Source organism: Geobacillus sp. FSL W8-1251, assembly GCF_038005945.1.
GTDB lineage: Bacteria > Bacillota > Bacilli > Bacillales > Anoxybacillaceae > Geobacillus > Geobacillus stearothermophilus.
In genome coordinates this window covers 2445978-2466778 of record NZ_JBBOUF010000001.1, presented here as the reverse complement: position 1 = coordinate 2466778, position 20801 = coordinate 2445978, and the positions used below count along the sequence as shown (strand labels likewise).

Annotated in this window: 15 protein-coding genes and 1 other annotated feature; of the genes, 4 read left to right on the top strand and 11 right to left on the bottom strand. The window is 53.3% G+C overall.

Features of this window, described 5'->3' with window-relative positions; genetic code table 11:
• Positions 1 to 56: 56 nt before the first annotated feature.
• The 6 genes from NSS88_RS12930 to NSS88_RS12905 are packed head-to-tail and all read right to left on the bottom strand — an operon-like array spanning position 57 to position 7574.
• On the bottom strand, positions 57 to 1268 hold the full coding sequence (locus NSS88_RS12930; RefSeq protein WP_341084929.1) for a type II secretion system F family protein: 1212 nt from the start codon (positions 1266 to 1268) through the stop codon (positions 57 to 59).
• Complete coding sequence (locus NSS88_RS12925; RefSeq protein WP_341084927.1) at positions 1255 to 2310, bottom strand: type IV pilus twitching motility protein PilT; 1056 nt, start codon at positions 2308 to 2310, stop codon at positions 1255 to 1257. The genes NSS88_RS12930 and NSS88_RS12925 overlap by 14 nt, the downstream gene beginning before the upstream one ends.
• A gap of 12 nt (positions 2311 to 2322) precedes the next feature.
• Positions 2323 to 3987 carry a GspE/PulE family protein gene (locus NSS88_RS12920; RefSeq protein ID WP_341084925.1) on the bottom strand — a complete coding sequence of 555 codons (1665 nt, stop codon included), beginning with the start codon at positions 3985 to 3987 and terminating at the stop codon, positions 2323 to 2325.
• Positions 3984 to 5324 carry a VanW family protein gene (locus NSS88_RS12915; protein WP_049626518.1) on the bottom strand — a complete coding sequence of 447 codons (1341 nt, stop codon included), beginning with the start codon at positions 5322 to 5324 and terminating at the stop codon, positions 3984 to 3986. Before NSS88_RS12915 ends, NSS88_RS12920 begins: the two co-directional genes overlap by 4 nt.
• A gap of 17 nt (positions 5325 to 5341) precedes the next feature.
• The gene (locus NSS88_RS12910; RefSeq protein WP_033025927.1) at positions 5342 to 6112 is read right to left on the bottom strand and encodes a PRC-barrel domain-containing protein; all 771 of its coding nucleotides are present in this window, start codon (positions 6110 to 6112) and stop codon (positions 5342 to 5344) included.
• Between the two features lie 10 nt (positions 6113 to 6122).
• On the bottom strand, positions 6123 to 7574 hold the full coding sequence (locus NSS88_RS12905) for a hypothetical protein (RefSeq protein ID WP_049626519.1): 1452 nt from the start codon (positions 7572 to 7574) through the stop codon (positions 6123 to 6125).
• Between the two features lie 115 nt (positions 7575 to 7689).
• Here NSS88_RS12905 and NSS88_RS12900 point away from each other — a divergent pair, with 115 nt between their 5' ends.
• From NSS88_RS12900 to NSS88_RS12890, 3 genes are read left to right on the top strand one after another with little or no spacing between them, the layout of a single operon-like run.
• Positions 7690 to 8322, top strand: coding sequence for a type IV pilus modification PilV family protein (locus NSS88_RS12900; RefSeq protein ID WP_049626520.1), 633 nt, complete (start codon positions 7690 to 7692; stop codon positions 8320 to 8322).
• Positions 8306 to 8875 (top strand): PilW family protein, encoded by a 570-nt coding sequence (locus NSS88_RS12895; protein ID WP_021321852.1) that lies wholly within the window; start codon positions 8306 to 8308, stop codon positions 8873 to 8875. Before NSS88_RS12900 ends, NSS88_RS12895 begins: the two co-directional genes overlap by 17 nt.
• A 12-nt stretch (positions 8876 to 8887) precedes the next feature.
• Positions 8888 to 10609 carry a hypothetical protein gene (locus NSS88_RS12890; protein WP_021321851.1) on the top strand — a complete coding sequence of 574 codons (1722 nt, stop codon included), beginning with the start codon at positions 8888 to 8890 and terminating at the stop codon, positions 10607 to 10609.
• A gap of 66 nt (positions 10610 to 10675) precedes the next feature.
• On the opposite strand, the gene NSS88_RS12885 is transcribed toward NSS88_RS12890, so the two are convergent.
• The 3 genes from NSS88_RS12885 to NSS88_RS12875 all read right to left on the bottom strand — a co-directional run bounded on the left by NSS88_RS12885 (position 10676) and on the right by NSS88_RS12875 (position 17763).
• Positions 10676 to 13558: a VWA domain-containing protein gene (locus NSS88_RS12885; protein WP_049626521.1), complete on the bottom strand. Its 2883-nt coding sequence runs from the start codon at positions 13556 to 13558 to the stop codon at positions 10676 to 10678.
• Between the two features lie 29 nt (positions 13559 to 13587).
• On the bottom strand, positions 13588 to 14937 hold the full coding sequence (locus NSS88_RS12880) for a bifunctional folylpolyglutamate synthase/dihydrofolate synthase (RefSeq protein WP_049626522.1): 1350 nt from the start codon (positions 14935 to 14937) through the stop codon (positions 13588 to 13590).
• Positions 14938 to 15120: 183 nt separating this feature from the next.
• On the bottom strand, positions 15121 to 17763 hold the full coding sequence (locus NSS88_RS12875; RefSeq protein ID WP_341084917.1) for a valine--tRNA ligase: 2643 nt from the start codon (positions 17761 to 17763) through the stop codon (positions 15121 to 15123).
• A gap of 100 nt (positions 17764 to 17863) precedes the next feature.
• Positions 17864 to 18193, bottom strand: a binding site (T-box leader).
• A gap of 139 nt (positions 18194 to 18332) precedes the next feature.
• On the opposite strand from NSS88_RS12875, the gene NSS88_RS12870 reads away from it, so the two are divergent.
• Positions 18333 to 18521 carry a hypothetical protein gene (locus NSS88_RS12870; protein ID WP_011232115.1) on the top strand — a complete coding sequence of 63 codons (189 nt, stop codon included), beginning with the start codon at positions 18333 to 18335 and terminating at the stop codon, positions 18519 to 18521.
• Between the two features lie 38 nt (positions 18522 to 18559).
• On the opposite strand, the gene ysxE is transcribed toward NSS88_RS12870, so the two are convergent.
• Positions 18560 to 19591, bottom strand: coding sequence for a spore coat protein YsxE (gene ysxE / locus NSS88_RS12865; protein ID WP_049624178.1), 1032 nt, complete (start codon positions 19589 to 19591; stop codon positions 18560 to 18562).
• 42 nt (positions 19592 to 19633) lie between these two features.
• Positions 19634 to 20683, bottom strand: coding sequence for a stage VI sporulation protein D (gene spoVID, locus NSS88_RS12860; protein WP_049626523.1), 1050 nt, complete (start codon positions 20681 to 20683; stop codon positions 19634 to 19636).
• Positions 20684 to 20801: the final 118 nt, after the last annotated feature.

The window sequence follows — 20801 nt, the reverse complement described above, 5'->3', positions numbered from 1 at the left end:
AACTTCTTTGGAAGCCCCCACTTCAAATTTTCGCTAGAAAATTAAGTGGGGGTAGTTCACTGTTGAATATGGTTGAAAATATCATACATCGGCACGATGATCGAAGTGACGATCGTCCCGACGACGCCGGCGAGAAGCACGATCATAAGCGGTTCGATGAGCGATTTCAATCGGTCGGTGGCCGCATCGACTTCCGCTTCGTAAAAATCGGCGACTTTGCCGAGCATGGCGTCAAGCGCACCGGTCTGTTCGCCGATCGTGATCATTTGCGCAACAAGCGGCGGAAACGCCCAATGGCGGCGGAGCGGCTCCGAGAGCGATTGCCCGCGCTCGAGGGAGGTTCGCGCTTCAGCCAGCACAGATGCGATCACTTCATTTTCCACGACGCGCCCGGCGATAGAAAGCGCCTCTAAAATCGGCACCGAGCTTGCAACAAGCGAGCTGAGCGTCCGCGTCAGGCGGGCAAGCGCCGCTTTTTGCACGAGCGTGCCAAAAATCGGCAGCCGCAAGGCGGCATAATCCAAATAGTACTTCGTTGTCTTTTGCCGCCGAAGAACCACAAACGATGCGTACACGCCGGCAAAAAGCAGGACGACGGCCCACCAATACCGCTGCATCACACTGCTTGCTTTGAGCACAAACTTCGTAATCGCCGGCAGTTCAGCATGGAACTCAGCGAACATCTCGACGAACGTTGGCACAACGGCGACAAGCAAAAAAATGACAACCGCGGTGGCAACGATGGCAACGGCAATCGGATAGGCGAGTGCCGAGGCGATTTTTTGCCGCGTCCGATGCATTTTTTCAAAATGGTCGGCAAGCCGGTCGAGCGTTTCATCGAGCGTGCCGCTCGCTTCACCGGCGCGCACCATGTTGACAAACAGCGGCGGAAAGATGCGCGGATGATTCGCCGCTGCCGCTGAGAGCGGGTTCCCGCCGCGCAATGACTGTTCGATGTCAAGAAGCGTCTTAGCGAGCGGCTTGCTTTCCGTTTGCTCCGCCAAAATGCGGATCGAATCGACGATCGTCACTCCGGCGCGCACAAGCGTTGCGAACTGGCGCAAAAAGATGACAAAGTGCTGCAGTTTGACGGCGCGGCCAAACGAAATTTCTTTGTTCCATATGGACGGCGGCACTTCGGCAAGCGCCAGCGGGCGAATTCCTTTTTCCCGAAGCTTTGCCGCCGCCTCGCGCCGCGAAACGGCAGTGATCACTCCCGCTTTTTTCCGTCCGCTTCGGTCGCGCCCCTCGTACTTAAACTGCGCCATCGTCCCCACGCTCCCCCGCCAAATACACTTCAGCCGCCAGCGGATCGATGCGTCCAGCGGCTGCAAGTTCCTTAACGCTCATTTCCATCGTCTGCATGCCGAGGCTGCGGCTCGTTTGCATAATGTTGATGATTTGATGTTCTTTTTCGTTTCGGATTAAGTTGGCGACGGCCGCATTGTTCACTAAAATTTCCAGCGCTGCCGTCCGCCCGGTTTTGTGTCTGTTTGGAAACAAGCGCTGAGCGATGATGGCCACGAGCACGGAAGCAAGCTGCAGCCGGATTTGCGCCTGCTGGGCCGGCGGAAAGACGTCAATCATCCGCTCAATCGCCGCCGGCGCGCTCGCCGTATGAAGCGTGCCAAGCACTAAATGGCCCGTTTCCGCGGCGGTGATTGCCGTTTGGATTGTTTCCAAATCGCGCATTTCCCCGACTAAAATGACGTCTGGATCTTGACGAAGCGCAGCGCGCAATCCGGCGGCAAAACTGCCAGTGTCGAATCCCACCTCGCGTTGGTCGATGATCGATTTCCCGTGTTTATGCAAATACTCGATTGGATCTTCCAGCGTGATGATATGTTTCGACATCGTTTTGTTCATATAGTCGATCATCGCCGCCAATGTCGTCGATTTGCCGCTGCCGGTCGGTCCGGTGACAAGCACGAGTCCGTGCGGCTTTTCGGCGATGCGCTTTAAAACATCCGGCAGGCCAAGTTCCTCCAGCGTCGGGATGCGCACCGGGATGAGGCGCACGGCGAGCGACACGCATGACCGCTGTTTAAACACGTTTAAGCGAAAGCGGGAAACGCCGGCAATGCCATACGAAAAATCAAGCTCTCCGGTTTCCTGAAACTGCTGCCAAAGCGGCGCCGGAATGACGGCTTTCGCCATTTGCTCTGTTTCCTCCGGGTGCAGGCGCTCATGGCCGTAAGCTCTCAACTCCCCGTTCACGCGAAAAATCGGCGGCGCGCCGACGGTCAAATGCACGTCGGAAGCGCGGCATTCAAAGGACGCGCGCAATAACGCCTCAAGCTTTTCCTTCATCCGTCTCACCCATCAATGCAAAATGGCCACTTTCAGCACTTCTTCAAGCGTGGTCAACCCTTGCTTCACTTTCAACAGCCCATCATCCAGCAAAAAAATCATTTTGTTTTGCAGGGCAAGCTCTCGCAATTTCGAAAACGGCTCGTTGTTTAAAATGACGCGCCGCATCTCATCGGTGACAATAAGCAGCTCGTGAATCGCCAGCCGTCCGCGATAACCGGTCATGTTGCACATCGGGCAGCCGCGGCCGCGGACAAGTTGATGAACCTCAATGCCGCGGCGGGCGAAAATGTCCCGCTCCCGCTTCGTCGGCTCATACACCTCTTGACAGTCGCGGCAGACGCGGCGCACAAGCCGCTGCGAGACAACGCCGGCGAGTGATGTGGCCACTAAAAACGGCTCAATCCCCATATCGATCAGGCGGGTGATCGTGCTTAATGCATCGTTCGTATGGAGCGTGCTCAACACTAAATGCCCGGTGAGTGAGGCGCGGATCGCCACTTCCGCCGTCTCGCGGTCGCGAATCTCCCCAACCATGATGATGTTCGGGTCTTGACGCAAAATCGAGCGGAGCCCTTGGGCGAACGTCAAGCCGAAATTCGGGTTGACTTGAATTTGGTTGACGCCTTCGATCTGATATTCAACCGGATCTTCGATCGTAATGATGTTGACATGTTCGCTGTTTAAATGATTGAGCGCCGCGTAAAGCGTCGACGATTTCCCCGAACCGGTCGGCCCGGTGATCAAAATGATGCCGTTCGGACGCTCGATCAAACGGATGAACCGATCTAAATTGACCGGGTTGAAGCCAAGTTTATGAATATCGTTTAACGCCGCACCCAAATCGAGGACGCGCATCACGATTTTCTCCCCATACACCGTCGGCAATGTCGACACGCGCAAATCAACGGGATGAAAATCGATGTTCATTTTGATCCGCCCGTCTTGCGGCACACGATGCTCGGTGATGTCCATGTTGGCCAAAATTTTGATCCTCGCCGTCAACATGCTTTGCATATGTTTCGGCAGCGCCCTCTCCGTTCGAAGCAAGCCGTCAATTCGATAACGGATGAGCACTTTTGTCTCCTGCGGATCGATATGAATATCGCTTGCCCGCTGTTCGACAGCAAGCTGCAAAATTTGGTTCACTAGGCGAACAATCGGGGAATCGTCCTCGGCCGTCCGCCCGTCTTCGCGCATCTCCGTCGGCGGCGCTGGCAGCAAATCATCAAACGATTCGTCCATGTCATAATATTTATTGATCGCCCGCAAAATATCATCCTTTGAAGCGATCGCTGTTTCGATCTGAAACCCCGTTGACAAGCGCAAATCATCAATAGCAAAAAAATCCATTGGATCAGCCATTGCAACGAGCAATCGATCGTCTTCCACCTTAAGGGGCATGATCAGATGGCGGCGAGCAAACTCTTTTGGCACTAGGCTCGTCGCTTTCGGATCAATCGGGTAGCGATACAAGCTGACATGAGGAATGCCGAACTGAAACTCAAGCGCCTCAATGAGCTGCTGCTCTGTGATGTAACCTCGCTGCAGCAACGCATCGCCAAGCTTTTGCCCAGGCGTTTTCTCACGCAACGCTTCAGCCAGCTGTTCTTCCGTAATCAGCCCCGCTTCCACCAACAAATCACCGAGGCGTTTCCGCTCACGTTTTTTGTTCATCGGCTTCCCCCGCTTTCCCCGCTTTGCTTCGATTCGGTTGAAGGGGCTGCGTTGGTCTGGTCGCTGCCGCTTTGCCCTTCGCCGTTTTGGACTTCTGATTTCTCTTGACCGCTTTCCGCTTCAGTCTGACCGCTATTCGTTGCATCAGACGGTGAAGATGGCGTTTCGCTTCCTTCCCCCGTTGTATTGGATGAAGATTCTGGGACTTCAAGCCCTCTTACCTCAACCGCATACGTCGGAGGGTAAAAATCCTCGCTCACCGTCTCTTTGCGGATCAGCCGGGAGCCATCGCGCACTTCGCGTTCGACTTTTACAAGCAATCCAGAACGGCCGACTTGTTTCGTCACGGTTTCATCCGGCGCCAACCGGGCATCGTATTGAATGATTTTGCGCGGTTCGATCCGCTCTAGCCCGCTCGTGCGCACGATATATTGATACGCAAACGGCCAACCGTACACTAACGCTTTCACTTGGCGGCCATCGTAGCGAAGAATGAGCGTATAGTCCGTCGAGTTCGGATTCAACCATTGTAAATCGCGTTTGTCATCCACCTTGGCCTCAAATCCCGGAGGAATGCCATCTGGAAGCGAACTTCCCGCATACCGTTCCATCAACAAAAAATTCGTCGACAGCACAGCACGATACACCGCTGATGCCAATGCGTCGACAGCCTGATTCGACAGCCCGCCACCAGCCTGCTGAATCACGGCGCGCAACGAGACCAATTGATTGGAGCGGAGGACGACACGGCGTTCCGAAGCAAGAAAACGGGAGAGACTTTGATCGCGAACGGCAACAGCCGCTTCACTCACGACCGTCTGCCCCTTCCCGGAAGAGGGAAGATAATGGGCCAAGTCGAGCGGCTTGTTCGGAACGGCAAGCTGGGACGCCGCCGCCTCCAAATCCGCTTCCAACGCTTTGAGATCCAAGGCGGGGACTGCCGCCGGCGGGAGAAGGCGTTCAACGGTTTCCATGCAAGCGCTCATGTCAGCCAACACAAGAAGCGGCGAGGAACGGCCGTTGACCACGTTTTTTGTGCTTTCCGACAAGCGAAATGTAAAGATGTCAGCCGGCAGCTCGGCTTTCTTTTCTTGATAGCGGACCGAAATCGAAGCTGTCGATCGCCAGTCGCTCACCTTGTCTGCCACCGCCTGTTGGGCTTCCGCTCTCGTCATCCCAGCAAGCGAAATCGGCCCGACGTACGTCCCGGAGCGATAGCGGTCTTGATCAGGGCCAAACGACTCATAAGCCAAAACGCCCAAGCGGGCAAAGGTGAGGAAATAAACGGTGCAAACCGCCATCACGATAAACAGTTTTCCTATGGAAGCCGCTCTCACCTCGAGCTCCCCCTTTTTCACTCAGCTTCGATGTTCATCGACACATCAACAATGACGCTTGGACCCGCCTCTTGCGCTTTTCTCACATCTTCTTCGCGAAGCGTCGTTCCCGCTGGAAACAGAAGTTCGCCGTTCAAATCATAAATATCCTTGGTCACCCGTTTCCCCGCAAGAAGCGCCACTTGCTTTTCACGGAGCGATTCAAGCGCTTCGACATTTTCCGCTGTCTCCGACATAGCTTGGATCTGTTCAGGAATGTTGCTGGCCTCTGTTTCTTTTTCATTCTTTTGAATGAGCATCGACGCATCGGAAAGGAGAGCTCCCGAAGCGTCGTCGCTGACGATCAATATATCCTTTCCATAAGTCAACACTTGGGCGGATGGCAACACCGCTTCTCCACTTTCAAGGCGAAGGGCGATGCCGATAATATCCCCTGTCTCTTCGTTTAGGAAAAACTCATGGACTTCCCCCAAAAGCTGTCCTTTGCGCGTGATGGCTTTTGTATTTTTGATGCGGATTTGCTTGTTGACAAGCTGGTTGGCAATCGGAATTTCCGCCAAATCAATGACATCATGGCTGCTTGCCACCGTAACGGCGAATTCGCCGATTCCGACGATTTTTTTAAACGGAATCGCTTTTAAACTGAGTTGCACATCTTCTTGCTCGACAGTCAAAAAATCGATGGAACCTTTATCAGGATTAATGACAAAGCTTTTCACGGCGCCGATTTGCATCCCATCCGCAATGCTGATGATCGGCAATCCGATGATTTGCGCGCTCGCTTTCATCCTCTTCACCTCAACCATTTGCTAATGTAGCGGCGATTTCCCGCCAGAGTGCCAGTTCAGCCGCGATAGCTGGATAGTTTGAAAAACGTCGCTCGAGCTGGTCAACCCACGCACGAAGCTGTTGGCCATTTTGTTCCAGTGCATAATGCTCCAACAGCAGGCGGGCGAATACGTAGTAATCGCGATCGGAAAGCGGGGCTTGCAAACATTGATGCAGGCATTGTTCATACGCATCGGCCGTCAAACGGCGGCGGCTCAGCATCAATTCCGCTGCCGCCATTTGCGCTTTTTCCGAAGCAACCAAATGCATTGGTTCTTCAGCAAACGGCTCATCTGCCGCCTCGACGCATTCTTCATATTGAGGATTCTCTTCGGAATCCGCCTTTTGTTCCTCTTGCTGCTCGGAAGCGTCCGCTGTTTTTTCGCTGACCATCGCTTCAGCAGCTGATCTCAACGAAACGGCATCATCCACGAGCCGATCCATCCAATCGACCGCACCGCTGTCTTGATCATGTCCAATCTCAAGGCCATCAGCAAACATCACGCCATCGTCCTCGAAGCTTTCCGCCTCCACGCGTTGTCCTTCTTTATGATGCCAGATGTCATGGATTCCGGCAAATCCATCCTCATCCGGAGCCACGGCCGCCTCGAAAAAGACGCCTCCGTGCTCCCGTTTGACGCTGTCCGTTGAAGAGAACTCGTATTCTCCGCCTTCCACGCGCTCTGAGAAACGATCATCCATGCTCATCCATGCATCCCATTCATTCTCGCCGCGGCTCTCACCCTTAACGATTTCTGCTGCATTCAGAACCGGCTCATCGGCTTGCGATCCTTCATTTCCGCTCTCTTTTGACACTTCATCAAGCACCGCTGTCTCAAGGTCCGGCGTCACAGCGCCCGGCCACTGATCCAACCAATCGGAAACACGCCGCAGCGGTTCGGACGCTCCAACGATTTCTTCCGCTTGCTCCCACGGTGGAACAGTTTCTGCCGCTGCCTCCATCAACAAGTCAGCGGGAGAATGGTTCACTTCTTCCGACCGTTCTGCTGTCTGCTCTATCGATGATGATTCATTAGGTTCAGAAAGGGGCGGCGCTTGATCAAACTGGATCGACGGCAACGGCGCCTTTGGCAAAACAGGGACAGAAGCCAAAGATTCCGGCGCCGACCGCTCCTCTTTTTCTTCTTTTACAAAACTTGATTCACGAGAAGCCCCGGCGCGGTAAAGAACAGCGCCAAATCGGCGGTCAAGCAAATACGATGCAGCCGCCAACAACAAAAGAACAAGAAGCCCGGCCTGCCAAAGCGGAATGATCGAACTAGCAAATTCGGCCAAAAGCGCAGCCAACAGCGCCATAACAACCGCTGTAAGCCCCCCAAGCCGGCTGAAGCCAAGCGGAAGAAGCCAAATCAGCAGCAGCGCCACGACAAAAGCACCGGCATACATGAGCGCCTCTTTCATCATGCCCCCCCGTTTCTTCTATGACAAAAGACCTCTTTTATACTAAAAATCTGCAACATTCGACTCTTACTTATTGTATAATAAAGTTACATATTTTGAAAGAAGGTTGTGATCAATGACGGACAAGAATTTTTTTTCCTGCCGACGCACTTTAGGGTTCACCCTTATCGAGACATTGTTGTCCATCACGCTGTTGTCTGCGGTGGCGATCGGCTTGTTTTCCTTTTTCACCCACGCTATGACGTATACAGCCGATAACGAACGACGAACGGTGGCCATCAACGTGGCGCGTGGAACGATGGCGTACTTTGAAAAAAATGTTCTCTTTTCTTCCTTATCGAATTACATGACAGAGAACAATCTTTCATTTCTTAAAGTAGAGAAAAACAGCTGCAGCCATGAAGCCTTGTCCTCTTTATTGTTTCCAAGCGGAAATCAGGGCGAAACGATAAGCTCTCAACAATCATGCACCGCCCAGCTCGCCCCAACAATCAATGATGTTCAATACGAAACAACGGTGTACATCATCCGCTGCGATCAAAAAGGATGGGACGGATTCCTCACCTCCTCTGAATTTGCGTCATTGCCGGAGCGGCTCAAAGAAGAGATCCGTCTTGAACGAAACAACATGATCTCCTCCGAAGCCGGCACCTACATGGCGAAACTGTACGCCGTTGTCCGTTGGGGAGAACGAAACGGCGACATCACATGGGTGGAAGGAGTGGTGACCGATGAGACGATCCGTTAACACCCAAGATGGGATGACGCTTGTCGAGCTGTTGGCCGCCATTTCCATTTCCATGTTGATCATTGGCGCCATCTATACTGTTTTTCTAGCGGGCATTCGCGTTTATCAGCACATCGGCATTGAAAGTGAATTGCGGAGCGAGGCGGATTACGCGGTGGCACGCATCATGAATGCCTTGTACATGTTCTCGCCGGACGGCCTTGAAGCCGATCGGAGCCAAGAAAACAAAACGCTTAGTCAACTGTCGTTTGTCAAAAACGAGCAATTCAAAACGAACAACCAAGTCGGTCTTGTTTCCCGCGAAACCGCGGCGCAATCGGTCCATCGAATCATTTCGATTAAAGACGGAAAACTGATGATGGACGGGGAAGCGATTACATCCACACGCCTTTTGCTGGACGATTCTTCCTCCTTTTCGTTCCGTTGCGCGCGCAGAGACGGAGAAATTTGCCGAAGTGGGGTTATCACCATCATCTTAACGATCAAAGATGGGAATAACAACGGGATGCTTTCAATAAAACCTTTCACTTTACAGACGGAATTCGGTTTTTAGGGGGGAGGCCCTATGCGCCGAGATCAGCGAGGATATAGTTTGATTACAACATTGTTGGTCATCACCGTCTTTTTATTGCTAGGTCTAACCATTGTCACCACCGCCGTCGAGCACGCCCAATTCACCACCGTGCGCGTGGATGACGTACAATCGCTGCATGAGGCGAAGACGGATGTCAACGAGGCGGTCGCCGATCTGAAAGCAGAGTTATCGGATCCAAATTTTTTGGTCCGCCATCGTATTTTTGCGCCTGACCAATGGGATCAGTTTCTCGGGCTTGGCAGCTCGTCTCCTGGAGAAGACACGATCGCCGGCCGCCTGCGCGACCGCTACGGGGTGATCATGGAAGATGAAAGCGAGCAATATGATATTCCCAAAAACCAAGTGTTTCTTCGCGCCCTTCGTTTAACGAAAACGTTCAATGACGGCCATCGGACGCGAACCGTCAAGCGGCTCGTCTTTGTGACCAATACGCCAAGCTTTTTGAAATATGCGCTTGGCTCAAAGGAAACAGTGGTCCTCAACGGCGGGGTTTATGTCGAAAACGGGAATGTATACACAGGGCAAAACGCCTATGCCAGCAACGCGACCAACTATGTGAAGGCAAACGGACAGCTGACCGTCAATTCGTCTAACGCCGGCATGCCGCTTTTATCCTCTTCCTCGATTTGGTATACAAACGACGGACAATTGAATGCATGCGGGCAAACGACCGGTTGCTGGGAAGCATCACAAGGCCGTTTTCGCATGAAGACCAATTGGGCGCCTCGTTGGCCGACGGATGTGCCAGAACCGGCGCCAACCATCAGGCAAGAAAACGAAGATTTTATCGATGTCGATTTTGACCTTACTGTGGCCGACAAACTGTTGCAAGCATCGGGAATTTTGCCCCCGTCATCCGATTACATTGAGCGAATGGAATCCATTCAAGAAGCCGGGGACAAAAATAGCCAACTTCACACGTTAGTGGCAGAGTTGTCCAATCAATGGACCTCGATCCAATCGAATCAACCGGATCCAAACGATCCACGTAAAACGCTTGAAGAAGTGATCAAAGAGCAGTCCAAAACCAAACCGCTCTACCTCGATGGAAACAGCGTTTTGAGAGGAGATGTCGATATTCAGAACAGCGGAGTCAACCAATGGCTCATTGTCAACGGCGATCTTCGCCTTGATGGGCCGACAAATCCCAGTACATTTGTCAGCGTACGCGGAAATTTTATCGTCCTCGGTGATTTAACTTTGACAGGCAACTTGCGGCTTGACGCAAGCATCTACGTCACCGGGAGCACGAAAATTTACCAAAGCCGGATCGAACGGGCGCTAAACAACAAAGGTGTTGTGTTGCTGTCGAAAGGTCCGCTCGATATTTCCCGTATTAATGAATTCAATAACCCAACCATTCCGACACCGAATTTGAAAGGATACTTTTACACAGACAGCAGCGCCACGATTTATGCCGTTGGATCCTACTTGTATATCGAAGGCGGGCTGTTCGCCCGCGGAAACAGAGCAACAGCTCCAGACACAGACATCAATGGGCTTGTCGTCAACGCATTCCGCGGTCAAGTCAATGGGGAAAACGGAGAACCGGACCGGTTTACGCCAGGAAGTGATCCGTTATCCTCACGCCTCGTCGTCCGCTATCGTCCTGAAATGCTTGTTGAACAAGGGACAGGACTTCCTTTTGTCAATCGCATTTCGCTCGTGGTCGACCGATTGGAAGTAGAATGAAGGAGGCATTTTTGATTCAAAACGGAAAGCGGCGCTCCCGAAAGGGAGGCCGCGCTTTATTCATGGCTACCATTTGCCGCCGTTCCCGCCATTTTGGTTGGTGGAAGGCGATCGGACAATGACGGTCGCCTCAGCTTGAATATCCCGGCCATCCAGCGCTTTCACCTTGGCTGTCGCCGTGATGGTGGCATATCCGACATCAACCGCTTGCAAATACCATTTCCCGTTTTCTTGAACCACCTTGACAAACCGATCGTCAGACGTTGCAACAGAGCGAAGCGCCGTGTCCGTCGCATTTTCCGGAATGAAACGGAGTTCTGACGCCACTTCGAGTGGATCATCGCCGACATTCATGTATAGAATTGGATTGCGGAACGCCATGCCTGTAAGCGGTACGTACGGATCAATCACACGAATCGTTGCCGTCTCTGACGCATTTCCTCCGTCTGTCGCGCGGACGGTGATCGTCACCGTTCCAGGCTTTCGCGCTGTCACCATGCCGTTTTGATCTACGGATGCGACACTCGGGTCGCTTGATGTCCACGCAAGCGTTTTGTTCGTCGCATCGCTCGGAACGATCGTCACTGAAATCTTCTGCGTATCTCCGACATTCATCGTCGGGTCGTAATCGCCAAGCACTAAGTGGCGGATTAATTTCTTATAACGGAACGCTACCTTCGTCGTTCCGTCACCGCGCGTCAGCCCCCCAGCCGAACGCACCGCGACAGTATACTCACCGTCATCGGAAATGGAAATCATATACGGCGAAGCGAGCGGCTGCCAGTCTGAAACCACGCCATTTCGTACGACTTGGTACTCGTACTTCACCCCTTCGCCAGCGACAAGCCCCACCATTTTGACAGTCGGTGCTTCCGTGATCACAGCGCCGCTTTCCGCCACACCGCTTTCCGTTATGATCGACAGCTGCGGTTTCAAGGCAACGCGCACCGTCCGGCCGTTGCTGTACGTGACAAGCAGCACGCCGTCATCATTTGGGTCATACTGCATCGCTTTGACAGGCAACGGCAATAATCCATTTGCATTAGGATCCGCCCGCCCGACGATGTCGTCTGATAAAGCAGAAAATTTGTGTTTGGTAATAGTCCCCATTCCATTCCCTTCATAGTAAACGTTCGGAAAATCATCCAAGCGAACTGTCATGCCGATTCGTTCCGCCGGCGGAACGAGCGTCGATGTTTTGGTACCATAACGGCTGTCGGTGAATGTCACCAAAGCTGGCGGCAATTGAACACTGTTCATGGCAAAATCAGCCTGCATCACCCATTGCGCCGAGAGCGTCAGTTTGTTGAGCTGGCTGTAGTCGAACGTTTGATTGGTGAAAGACCATTTGGCATAACGCTTGCCATTCTCCACATAGGTTGTGACTTTGCCATCGGGAACAACGGAGATGCCATCGGGCAGTTCTTGGACAATGCTCACATTGCTGATCGTCCCGGTCGCATTGCCGACATACCCGACAAGCGACAACGAATACGTGGCCCGGAAGCGGTTGTCGTCGCCATCGGTTGCCCCCCGTTTGATTAAGCTTGTGACATCATTGGTCAACCCTTGCAGCTTCACCGTTCCAGTAAACGACGGCGGCGCTTCGTCTTTGACCGTGACGGTCACCGTTTTCGTCACAACCGGCTGTGGTTGGCCATACACATCGCGATACGTCAGTTCAGCAGTGAACGTATATGTCCCTTTTGCTTTAAATGACACGGGAATCGGAATCGTCACCGGCGCCGGAGTGCCTTGACCAACTTGGTATGGGATGGAAAACGAAATATACGCGTTTTGCTTGTTTTCATCCAGCCATACTTGGCCGTTTTCCGCAACGGCGACATTGCCGCCAAACGACGAAAGCGGGATGCGGATCGTTCCGGTGATCGCCGGCGTGGTGGCAAGCTGGGAAAACTGTTGGAACAAGGCGGTCAAATTTTGCGTCGTTCCTTGCCGCGCCTCGCCGCCGGCAGTCGCTGAAAGCGACCGTAAATAGTCCATATCGACTTCATCATTGTCGCCGAAGCCGATTGAGTAAAGAGTGATATTGTTCATCCCGAGCGTTTTCGCCACCGCTGTGGCATCGGCTCGGATTTTCCTTTCGATGCTGCTGTAAGTGAACGAATAGCCGTTATCCCAAGACACCCACCATCCATTAACATAATCTTGCCCATCGCTGTAAAATTGGCGAGAATATCCTTTGTTGTCGGTAAAACGGATACCGGCAGTCCATCCATCGCTGTACAATTCGTATGTGACCGAAAGAGAACCGGTTACTCTATTCCCTGTATACCGATATCCGCCCCGAAATTTCGGTTTAACCTCCCGATACGTAATCGTATCGACTGTATTCAACACCGTCGGCATGCCATCCGTTAAGAAAATGATATACTTTTTCCTCGTTGGATCCGTGAAATACGATTTAGCAAGAGACAAAGCAGCCGAATAGTTCGTTCCGCCGCCGGCGGTCAAGCTGTTGCCGGTATTGAGAATGGCATCAAGCTGACTTGCAACATTCGAGTACTTCCCAAACGGAACCACACTTGCTTCCCGCACTCCATCGGAAAACGGAATAAGAGCAAAGCGGTCATTTTGGTTGTAATTGGACTTAAAGTAGTTGACCGCCGCTTGCAGAGCGGATTTGGCGCTTTGCAGCTTCATTGCCGTCATCGACCCCGACACGTCCATGACAAACACGACATCGATCGGCGGGCGGATGATTCCTGAAACAGCGCCTTGTGGAACGAGCGTCACATCGAGCCGGCCTTGGGCATCGCCGTTTGGCGGCTTGGCGTACTCTGATTGTGACGAAGAAAACTGCAATTGAAGCGATGGCAGAGAGGAAGAAGCGGCTTGAACGGCAACCTCCTTCCCACCTGTGCAAAACATGAGCAAAAATGCCCAGACCGACGCTGTAAGAGCTTGGAAAAACCTCCTTTTCCTCATGTTCCTCTCCCCGTTTCATGACAAATTACCTATTTTTCTTTATCTTCATTATACCATTTCATAGACGTTGTTGATAGCAAATTTTTCTTACACAAGCTTTTTTTCACTTCGGAAATAAAGTATAAAGACCCCGTAATCAGCAACATTTCTTGAGCCGACAAACGTGTTTTCTGCTCACCGATCCACTTCTTCCAACGATGAACAGTCGCCTTATGCCGATGGGATGAAAGAGCATACAACTGTTCCGCCGCTGCCGCGCGCGGAAAATCAAACGTGGTAAACGTGATTGTATCCGCGAGCTCATCAAGCCGTTGAATCATCCGCTCCAGCGGCTTGTCGGTCAGCGCGGCGAACAAGACATGGACGCGCTTGTCGGGATAATGAGCGCGCACCGTCTCGACAAGGGCGCGAATTCCGGCTTCGTTATGGGCGCCGTCGAGAATGATGAGCGGTTTGCCGCTCACCCGCTCAAACCGGCCGGGCCAAGCGGCTGTGGCCAGCCCATCGGCGATATGCTCCGGCTCGATCAAAAACGAATAGCCAAGGCGCAATAGTTCGGCCGCCATCACCGCCACCGCCGCGTTTTCGACTTGATGGGCGCCGGGCATTTGAATGCGCAAATCGCGATATTCGGCAAACGGCGTGGCGAGGGAAAACTGCTCTCCTTCGGCGATCGTTTTCCAGTCTGTTACAGTAAAATCAACGCCGAGACGATATGTTTTCGCCTTCCGCTCCGCCGCCGTTTTGGCGATCACTTCCCACGCCTCGGGCTCGTTGACCGCTGTCACAAGCGGAATCCCTGATTTAATGATCCCCGCTTTTTCCGCGGCGATCTGATCGAGCGTATCGCCTAAGATGTTCATATGATCGTAGCTGACGTTCGTAATGACGGAAAGGAGCGGATAAATGATGTTAGTTGAGTCCAAGCGGCCGCCGAGCCCGACTTCAATGAGCACGATGTCTTGGATGTTTTGTTTGCCGAAATAATACAACATCATCGCCGTGATCACTTCAAACTCGGTCGGTCCGCCAAGTTCCGTCTGTTCCAATTCGTCCGCAAGCGGTTTGATCGTTTGCACGAGCTCTACGATCTCTTCATCGCGAATCGGTTGGCCGTTTATGCTGATTCGTTCGTTAAACTGCTCGACATACGGCGAGGTGAACGTGCCGACCGAATAGCCCGCCGCCTGCAAAATCGAGCGCAAATAGGCGACCGTTGACCCTTTGCCGTTCGTTCCCCCGATATGGACGGCGCGGACGCGGCGTTCCGGGTGCCCGAGTTGTTCCATCATCCATTCCATCCGTTTCAACCCGGGTTTCATGCCGAGCCGCAGCCGCCCGTGAATCCAAGCGACTGCTTCTTCATACGTTCGAACCATGTTCATCATCCTCCTTGTTCGTTGTTGTCTTGTCCTGCTTCCGGTTTCATGCGGCAATCGGGGCCAAGACTGGATCGTATATGTCGAAGGCATTTTCCTTCGGCATCATCATCCCTATCGAAAAAGACGAACCCGCCCGCAAGCGGATTCGTCTTCATCATAATCAACAGCAAGATCGTTTGTCTACCGTTTGAGCTCGGCGAGGCGCGCCTTGACGGCTTCGCGTTTTTCGATGTAATCTTGCCGCTTGCGCCGCTCTTCTTCGACGACATGAGCCGGCGCTTTCGCCAAAAAGCCTTCATTCGCCAGTTTCTTTTCGACGCGCTCGACTTCTTTGTTCCATTTGTCGAGCTCTTTTTCAAGCCGCTTCATTTCTTCCTCAATATTGATCAATCCTTCAAGCGGCATGATGAGCTCGGCGCCGGTGACGACCGCCGTCATCGCTTTGTCCGGCGCGGGAACGTTTGTATCAATCAAGAGCTCGCTCGGGTTGCAGAACCGCTCAAGATAGGCGCGGTTTTTCATGAGCGCCGCCCGCACTTGTTCATCTTTCACCTTAATATAGAGCGCAATCGGCTTGCTCGGCGGCGTGTTCACTTCGGCGCGGACGTTGCGGACGGCGCGGATGATGTCGACGAGCATCCGCATTTCTTCCGCGGCTTCTTCGTTCGACAGCTCAGGGCGCACTTGCGGCCACGGAGCGACGGTGATCGATTCGCCTTCATGCGGCAAGTTTTGCCAAATTTCCTCGGTAATGAACGGCATGAACGGGTGAAGCAGGCGCATCGTGTTGTCGAGCACATACGCCAACACGGAGCGCGTCGTCTTTTTCGCCGCTTCGTCGTCACCGTAAAGCGGCAATTTCGCCATTTCAATGTACCAGTCGCACAAGTCGTCCCAAATAAAGTTGTACAGCGTACGCCCCGCTTCGCCGAATTCGTATTTCTCAGCGAGCTTCGTCACCGTCTCGATCGTTTCGTTCAGACGCGTTAAAATCCAATGGTCGGCGACCGTTTTTTCGCCGCTCAAATCAAGCTCCTCGTACGTCATGCCGCCCATGTTCATCAAGGTAAAGCGCGAGGCGTTCCAAATTTTGTTAGCAAAATTCCACGTCGCTTCGACTTTTTCTGTGCTGAAGCGCAAGTCTTGCCCCGGCGAGCTGCCGGTCGCCAAGAAGTAACGGAGCGCATCGGCGCCGTACTGGTCGATCACATCCATCGGATCGACGCCGTTGCCGAGCGACTTGCTCATTTTCCGCCCTTGGGCGTCGCGGACGAGGCCGTGGATGAGCACGTCTTTGAACGGGCGCTTGCCGGTGAATTCGAGCCCTTGGAAAATCATGCGCGACACCCAGAAGAAAATGATGTCATAACCGGTGACCAGCACATCGGTCGGGTAGTAGCGCTTGTAATCCGGCGATTCCACATCCGGCCAGCCCATGGTCGAGAACGGCCAAAGCGCCGAGCTGAACCATGTGTCGAGCACATCGGGGTCTTGTTCCCAGTTTTCGATGTCTTTGGGCGGTTCATAGTCGACGTAAATTTTACCCGTTTCTTTATGGTACCATGCCGGGATGCGATGCCCCCACCAAAGCTGGCGTGAAATGCACCAGTCGCGGATGTTTTCAAGCCAATGCAAATACGTTTTTTCAAACCGTTCCGGCACGAACTGCACTTTGCCGTCGGTTTGCTGGAGCTTGATGGCGGCTTCGGCGAGCGGCTTCATTTTCACGAACCATTGCGTCGACAAATACGGTTCAATAACTGCGCCGCTTCGTTCGCTATGGCCGACCGAGTGAACATGCTCTTCAATCTTAAAGAGAACGCCTTGTTCTTGCAAATCGCGGACGATCTGCTTCCGGCATTCAAACCGGTCAAGCCCCTGGTATTGCATGGCGTTTTCATTCATCGTGCCGTCTTCGTTCATGACGAGAATGCGCGGCAAGTTGTGGCGATTGCCGATTTCAAAGTCGTTCGGGTCGTGCGCCGGCGTAATTTTGACCGCTCCGGATCCGAACTCCATATCGACATATTCGTCGGCAATGATCGGAATTTCGCGGCCAACGATCGGCAGTTTCACCATTTTGCCGATCAAGTGCTTGTACCGCTCGTCATCCGGATGCACGGCAACGGCCGTATCGCCGAGCATCGTCTCCGGACGGGTCGTCGCCACCTCGATGAAGCCGGAGCCGTCGGCGAGCGGATAGCGCATATGGTAGAGCGCGCCTTTCACTTCTTTATAAATAACCTCAATGTCCGACAACGCGGTTTTCGTCACCGGATCCCAGTTGATGATGTATTCGCCGCGGTAAATGAGCCCTTTCCGGTAGAGCGAGACGAACACTTCGCGCACCGCTTTGGAAAGCCCTTCGTCAAGTGTAAACCGCTCGCGCGTGTAATCAAGCCCAAGCCCTAACTTCGCCCATTGGCTGCGAATATGGCCGGCGTATTCTTCCTTCCACTTCCACGTTTCTTCTAAAAATTTTTCCCGGCCTAAATCGTAGCGCGACAGCCCTTGCTGGCGCAATTTTTCCTCGACTTTCGCCTGGGTGGCGATGCCGGCGTGATCCATTCCCGGAAGCCACAGGACGTCATACCCTTGCATCCGCTTCATGCGCGTAATGATGTCTTGCAGCGTCGTATCCCACGCATGCCCTAAGTGCAATTTGCCGGTGACGTTGGGCGGCGGGATGACGATCGTAAACGGTCGTTTGTTCGGATCACCGGTCGCTTCAAAAAATTTTCCTTTCAGCCACCATTCGTAGCGCCCGGCTTCAACGGCGCGATGGTCGTATTTGGGCGGCATCGACACTTCGTGCTGTGCCATGTTTCATTTCCCTCCTTCAACATGATGGACAATGCGGCCGACGGCGGCTTCCCACTAAGCAATGCCGCACAGCCGGCAAGCAAAAAAGCCCCTTTCATCCAAAAAGGACGAAAGGAGCTACTTTCGCGGTACCACCTTTTTTCTTAAGCCTAGAAGGCTGGTGATGAAGAGAACTGCAACACGGCCAACCCACCGGTGAAACATCGGCTGGCGAGCCCACAATCAGTTTGGTTGACCGGCCTTCTAGAAGCTTAAGCGCTTCATTGGCATAACGGCATGATGCCGGCTTCCTCTACTCGGCAGCAGCGCCTTTCAAAGAAGCAGCTCAAGGGCGACCTTCCAGCAGCCGTCATCCTAGGAAATCTCGCAGCTTCCGATTTCCCTCTCTGCAGGCGCGGACCGCTGTACTCCTCCCCGTCTTCGCTTTTGTCGTCATGATTCGATTATTATACTACCATTGTCCATCATCTTTGCCAAGTTTTTATTTATTTATTCCATTGGCCGGCGGTTGGTGACAAACATTTTGTTGTTTCATATTGTATAGTAAACCCGGGAAGGAGGGAACACCGATGCGGCGATTCAACCCGTATTCATGGCCGCCGTGGCTTCGGCAAGTGCGCGCCGTCTGCGCCCAAGTGATCATCCCGCTCACCATTTTTCAAGCGATCCGCACTATTTTTCTGCCAACGACGTTTGATGTCATTTTATTGGCCATCTTCGTTTTCATTGCCGTGGCGCTCCATCTGGAATGGATTTAGTGGGACGCCATTTTGTTTGGGCTGCATTCAAAATCGATTTAACCATTGCTGCTTTCATCCACCGGCGGTTCGTTGTCCACCGCTTCTTCCTGCTGCCGCGCGGCGTCGCGTTGGACAAGGTGCATAACGAGCACCTCCATATTTTTGAACGCCAAATAACGACGCTGCAACGCGGCCACATATTCCCGTTCGTTCCGCTCGTTCCGCGAAGCGGCCTCATACCGCTCCAAACAGCGGACAAACCCACGCGGCTCCGCCAAATGGCTGTATAAAAACGCCCGCTCCCCGTCGGACAGCGGCAGCTCCTTCTCGTACTCCCCCATCCCTTCAAGCCACTCGCGCCCAAGCGGCGGCATTGTCTGTACGTGAAAACGGAGCGCGGCGATCACATCAAAGAGCGGCGAATTCCAATGCGCCCGCTCCCAACTGATCCAATACGGCGGGAGATGGTGGGAGAGGCGCGCTTTGCCGTGCACCCAGGCGATGCGCCATTGCTTCGTCTCTTTGAGCGTCTCTTCCCACACATCGAGCCGTTCTTCAGCGAACGAGTACGCGCGCATCACCTCATGAAAATAGGTGCAGCATTGGAGCTGAAACGGAGACATGTACCACGCCGCTTCGTACCGCTCAATCCGTTCTTCCCAAACCATCCGCGCCCGTTGCCATTCGTCCTTTTTTTGCTTTCGGTACGCCGCCGCCTCTTCCTCACTCACCTCGATCGTACGGACGGTGGCGCGATGGAGGCGGGCGAGCTCGCGAAAAAAGGCGTCCACCGCATCCTTCTCCACCTTTGATTCGCCGCCATGCCATGCTTGCAAATAATAAAGACGGCCGCCTTCTGTGGCAAACAGCGACCGCCGCCGCGTCAGGTAAAGTGGGAGACAACGGGGGCCGCCATGCTGGAGAGACTGCCAAACGGCGGCGGCTTCTTGCTCGCTTTCAAGCGGCTTTAAGGCGAAAACACCGCGGTTCGTGTATACCTTGACGGCTTTGCCTCGCTGCTCCATGCGCTCTGGACGAAGACCGTACTGGGCGAGCACAGCCTCATATCGGTCAGCCTGTGCGGCCATTCGTTACGCCCCCTTACTGATCAGAAACGGAAAGCGTCCCTTTCAGGCGAAAGAACGGCTTCCCGCCATGGCCGGAATATAGAGCAGCTGCCCCTCGTGCACGTCATCTGGGCCTTCCAAATCGTTGGCGCGCAAAAGCTGCGAGACGGTCACATCATACCGTTCGGCAATCTTGTCCAATGAATCTCCTTGCTGGACGATGCAAATTTTCAGTTTCGTAAACTCTTTCTCCTCGCTTTTCGCAAACAGTTTCGTCAAGTAAAGCGCATTTTCGCTTTTTGTTTTCGTTTCTTCTTCTTCCTCAACCGCCTTTTTCGCCGCCCCGATCGATACCTTCGCCTCAGTTGGCGGCAGCAGCGAAGCGATGTCTTCCTCCGTCTGTGCGCTGACCTCCTTCGTTTCCGTCTCAAGCGGCAAAAACGGCTCTTTGGCCTCCTCTTCTTCCTCAGCCTCCGTTTCTTCATGACGCATGGCGGCCGGCTCCATGACGGAAACGGTCGTTTCGTCGGCGGCAAAAGCCGGCTGTTCATCCGCCTCATCGGTGAGATCATCCACGGAAGCAAACGTTTCCTCACCGGCCGCTTCCTTGCGGGCGATTGATTCAAACGGGGCAAACAGCGGCTCATCGTCCTCCTCATCGTCCGGCAAATCATCGTCAAGCGGCGCTTCACTAATGCCGCTGATCGAAATGTCGGCAGTGATCAGCAATCTTCCGTTTTCATCCAAATCATAATCAAACGATTCAACCGTCACGTACACATCCTCAAGGGAACGAATGCGGTTTTTTGGAATCGTAATATCGATTGGAAAGCGGTGCGACAGTTCGCTGATCCCGTCTTCGCGCACCGAAATGTGCTGAATGAACCGATAACCAGCCAGCTCAAACACGTCGTCATCCGCTTCAGCCTGCCCTTCGCCCGCTTGGTGGAATTCGCCGCTCAACTCAAGCGCGCCGCGGATCGTAATATATTGGTCGTACTCATCGACGGAAATGACCGGATCAAGAGAAATGGATAAAAACTCGGCGACTTCCTGTCCTCTTTTAAACCAGACCGATTCTTCCAATGAAAAACGCAAATACGATTGCTCCAACCGGGCCTCCTCCTTCCGTCCCTTCGGCAAATAGTTTCTATGACATTATCCATTGTATGAACGGAAACGAGGCGGTATGATAAAAAATTGGGCTGCCGACCGTCGGCAGCCCCTTTCC

What these genes read in the sequence shown, in the direction of transcription:
- NSS88_RS12930 (WP_341084929.1), bottom strand. Translation starts at nt 1,268, where the DNA reads ATGGCGCAGTTTAAGTACGAGGGGCGCGACCGAAGCGGACGGAAAAAA.
- NSS88_RS12925 (WP_341084927.1), bottom strand. Translation starts at nt 2,310, where the DNA reads ATGAAGGAAAAGCTTGAGGCGTTATTGCGCGCGTCCTTTGAATGCCGC.
- NSS88_RS12920 (WP_341084925.1), bottom strand. Translation starts at nt 3,987, where the DNA reads ATGAACAAAAAACGTGAGCGGAAACGCCTCGGTGATTTGTTGGTGGAA.
- NSS88_RS12910 (WP_033025927.1), bottom strand. Translation starts at nt 6,112, where the DNA reads ATGAAAGCGAGCGCGCAAATCATCGGATTGCCGATCATCAGCATTGCG.
- NSS88_RS12905 (WP_049626519.1), bottom strand. Translation starts at nt 7,574, where the DNA reads ATGAAAGAGGCGCTCATGTATGCCGGTGCTTTTGTCGTGGCGCTGCTG.
- NSS88_RS12900 (WP_049626520.1), top strand. Translation starts at nt 7,690, where the DNA reads ATGACGGACAAGAATTTTTTTTCCTGCCGACGCACTTTAGGGTTCACC.
- NSS88_RS12895 (WP_021321852.1), top strand. Translation starts at nt 8,306, where the DNA reads ATGAGACGATCCGTTAACACCCAAGATGGGATGACGCTTGTCGAGCTG.
- NSS88_RS12890 (WP_021321851.1), top strand. Translation starts at nt 8,888, where the DNA reads ATGCGCCGAGATCAGCGAGGATATAGTTTGATTACAACATTGTTGGTC.
- NSS88_RS12885 (WP_049626521.1), bottom strand. Translation starts at nt 13,558, where the DNA reads ATGAGGAAAAGGAGGTTTTTCCAAGCTCTTACAGCGTCGGTCTGGGCA.
- NSS88_RS12880 (WP_049626522.1), bottom strand. Translation starts at nt 14,937, where the DNA reads ATGGTTCGAACGTATGAAGAAGCAGTCGCTTGGATTCACGGGCGGCTG.
- NSS88_RS12875 (WP_341084917.1), bottom strand. Translation starts at nt 17,763, where the DNA reads ATGGCACAGCACGAAGTGTCGATGCCGCCCAAATACGACCATCGCGCC.
- NSS88_RS12870 (WP_011232115.1), top strand. Translation starts at nt 18,333, where the DNA reads ATGCGGCGATTCAACCCGTATTCATGGCCGCCGTGGCTTCGGCAAGTG.
- ysxE (WP_049624178.1), bottom strand. Translation starts at nt 19,591, where the DNA reads ATGGCCGCACAGGCTGACCGATATGAGGCTGTGCTCGCCCAGTACGGT.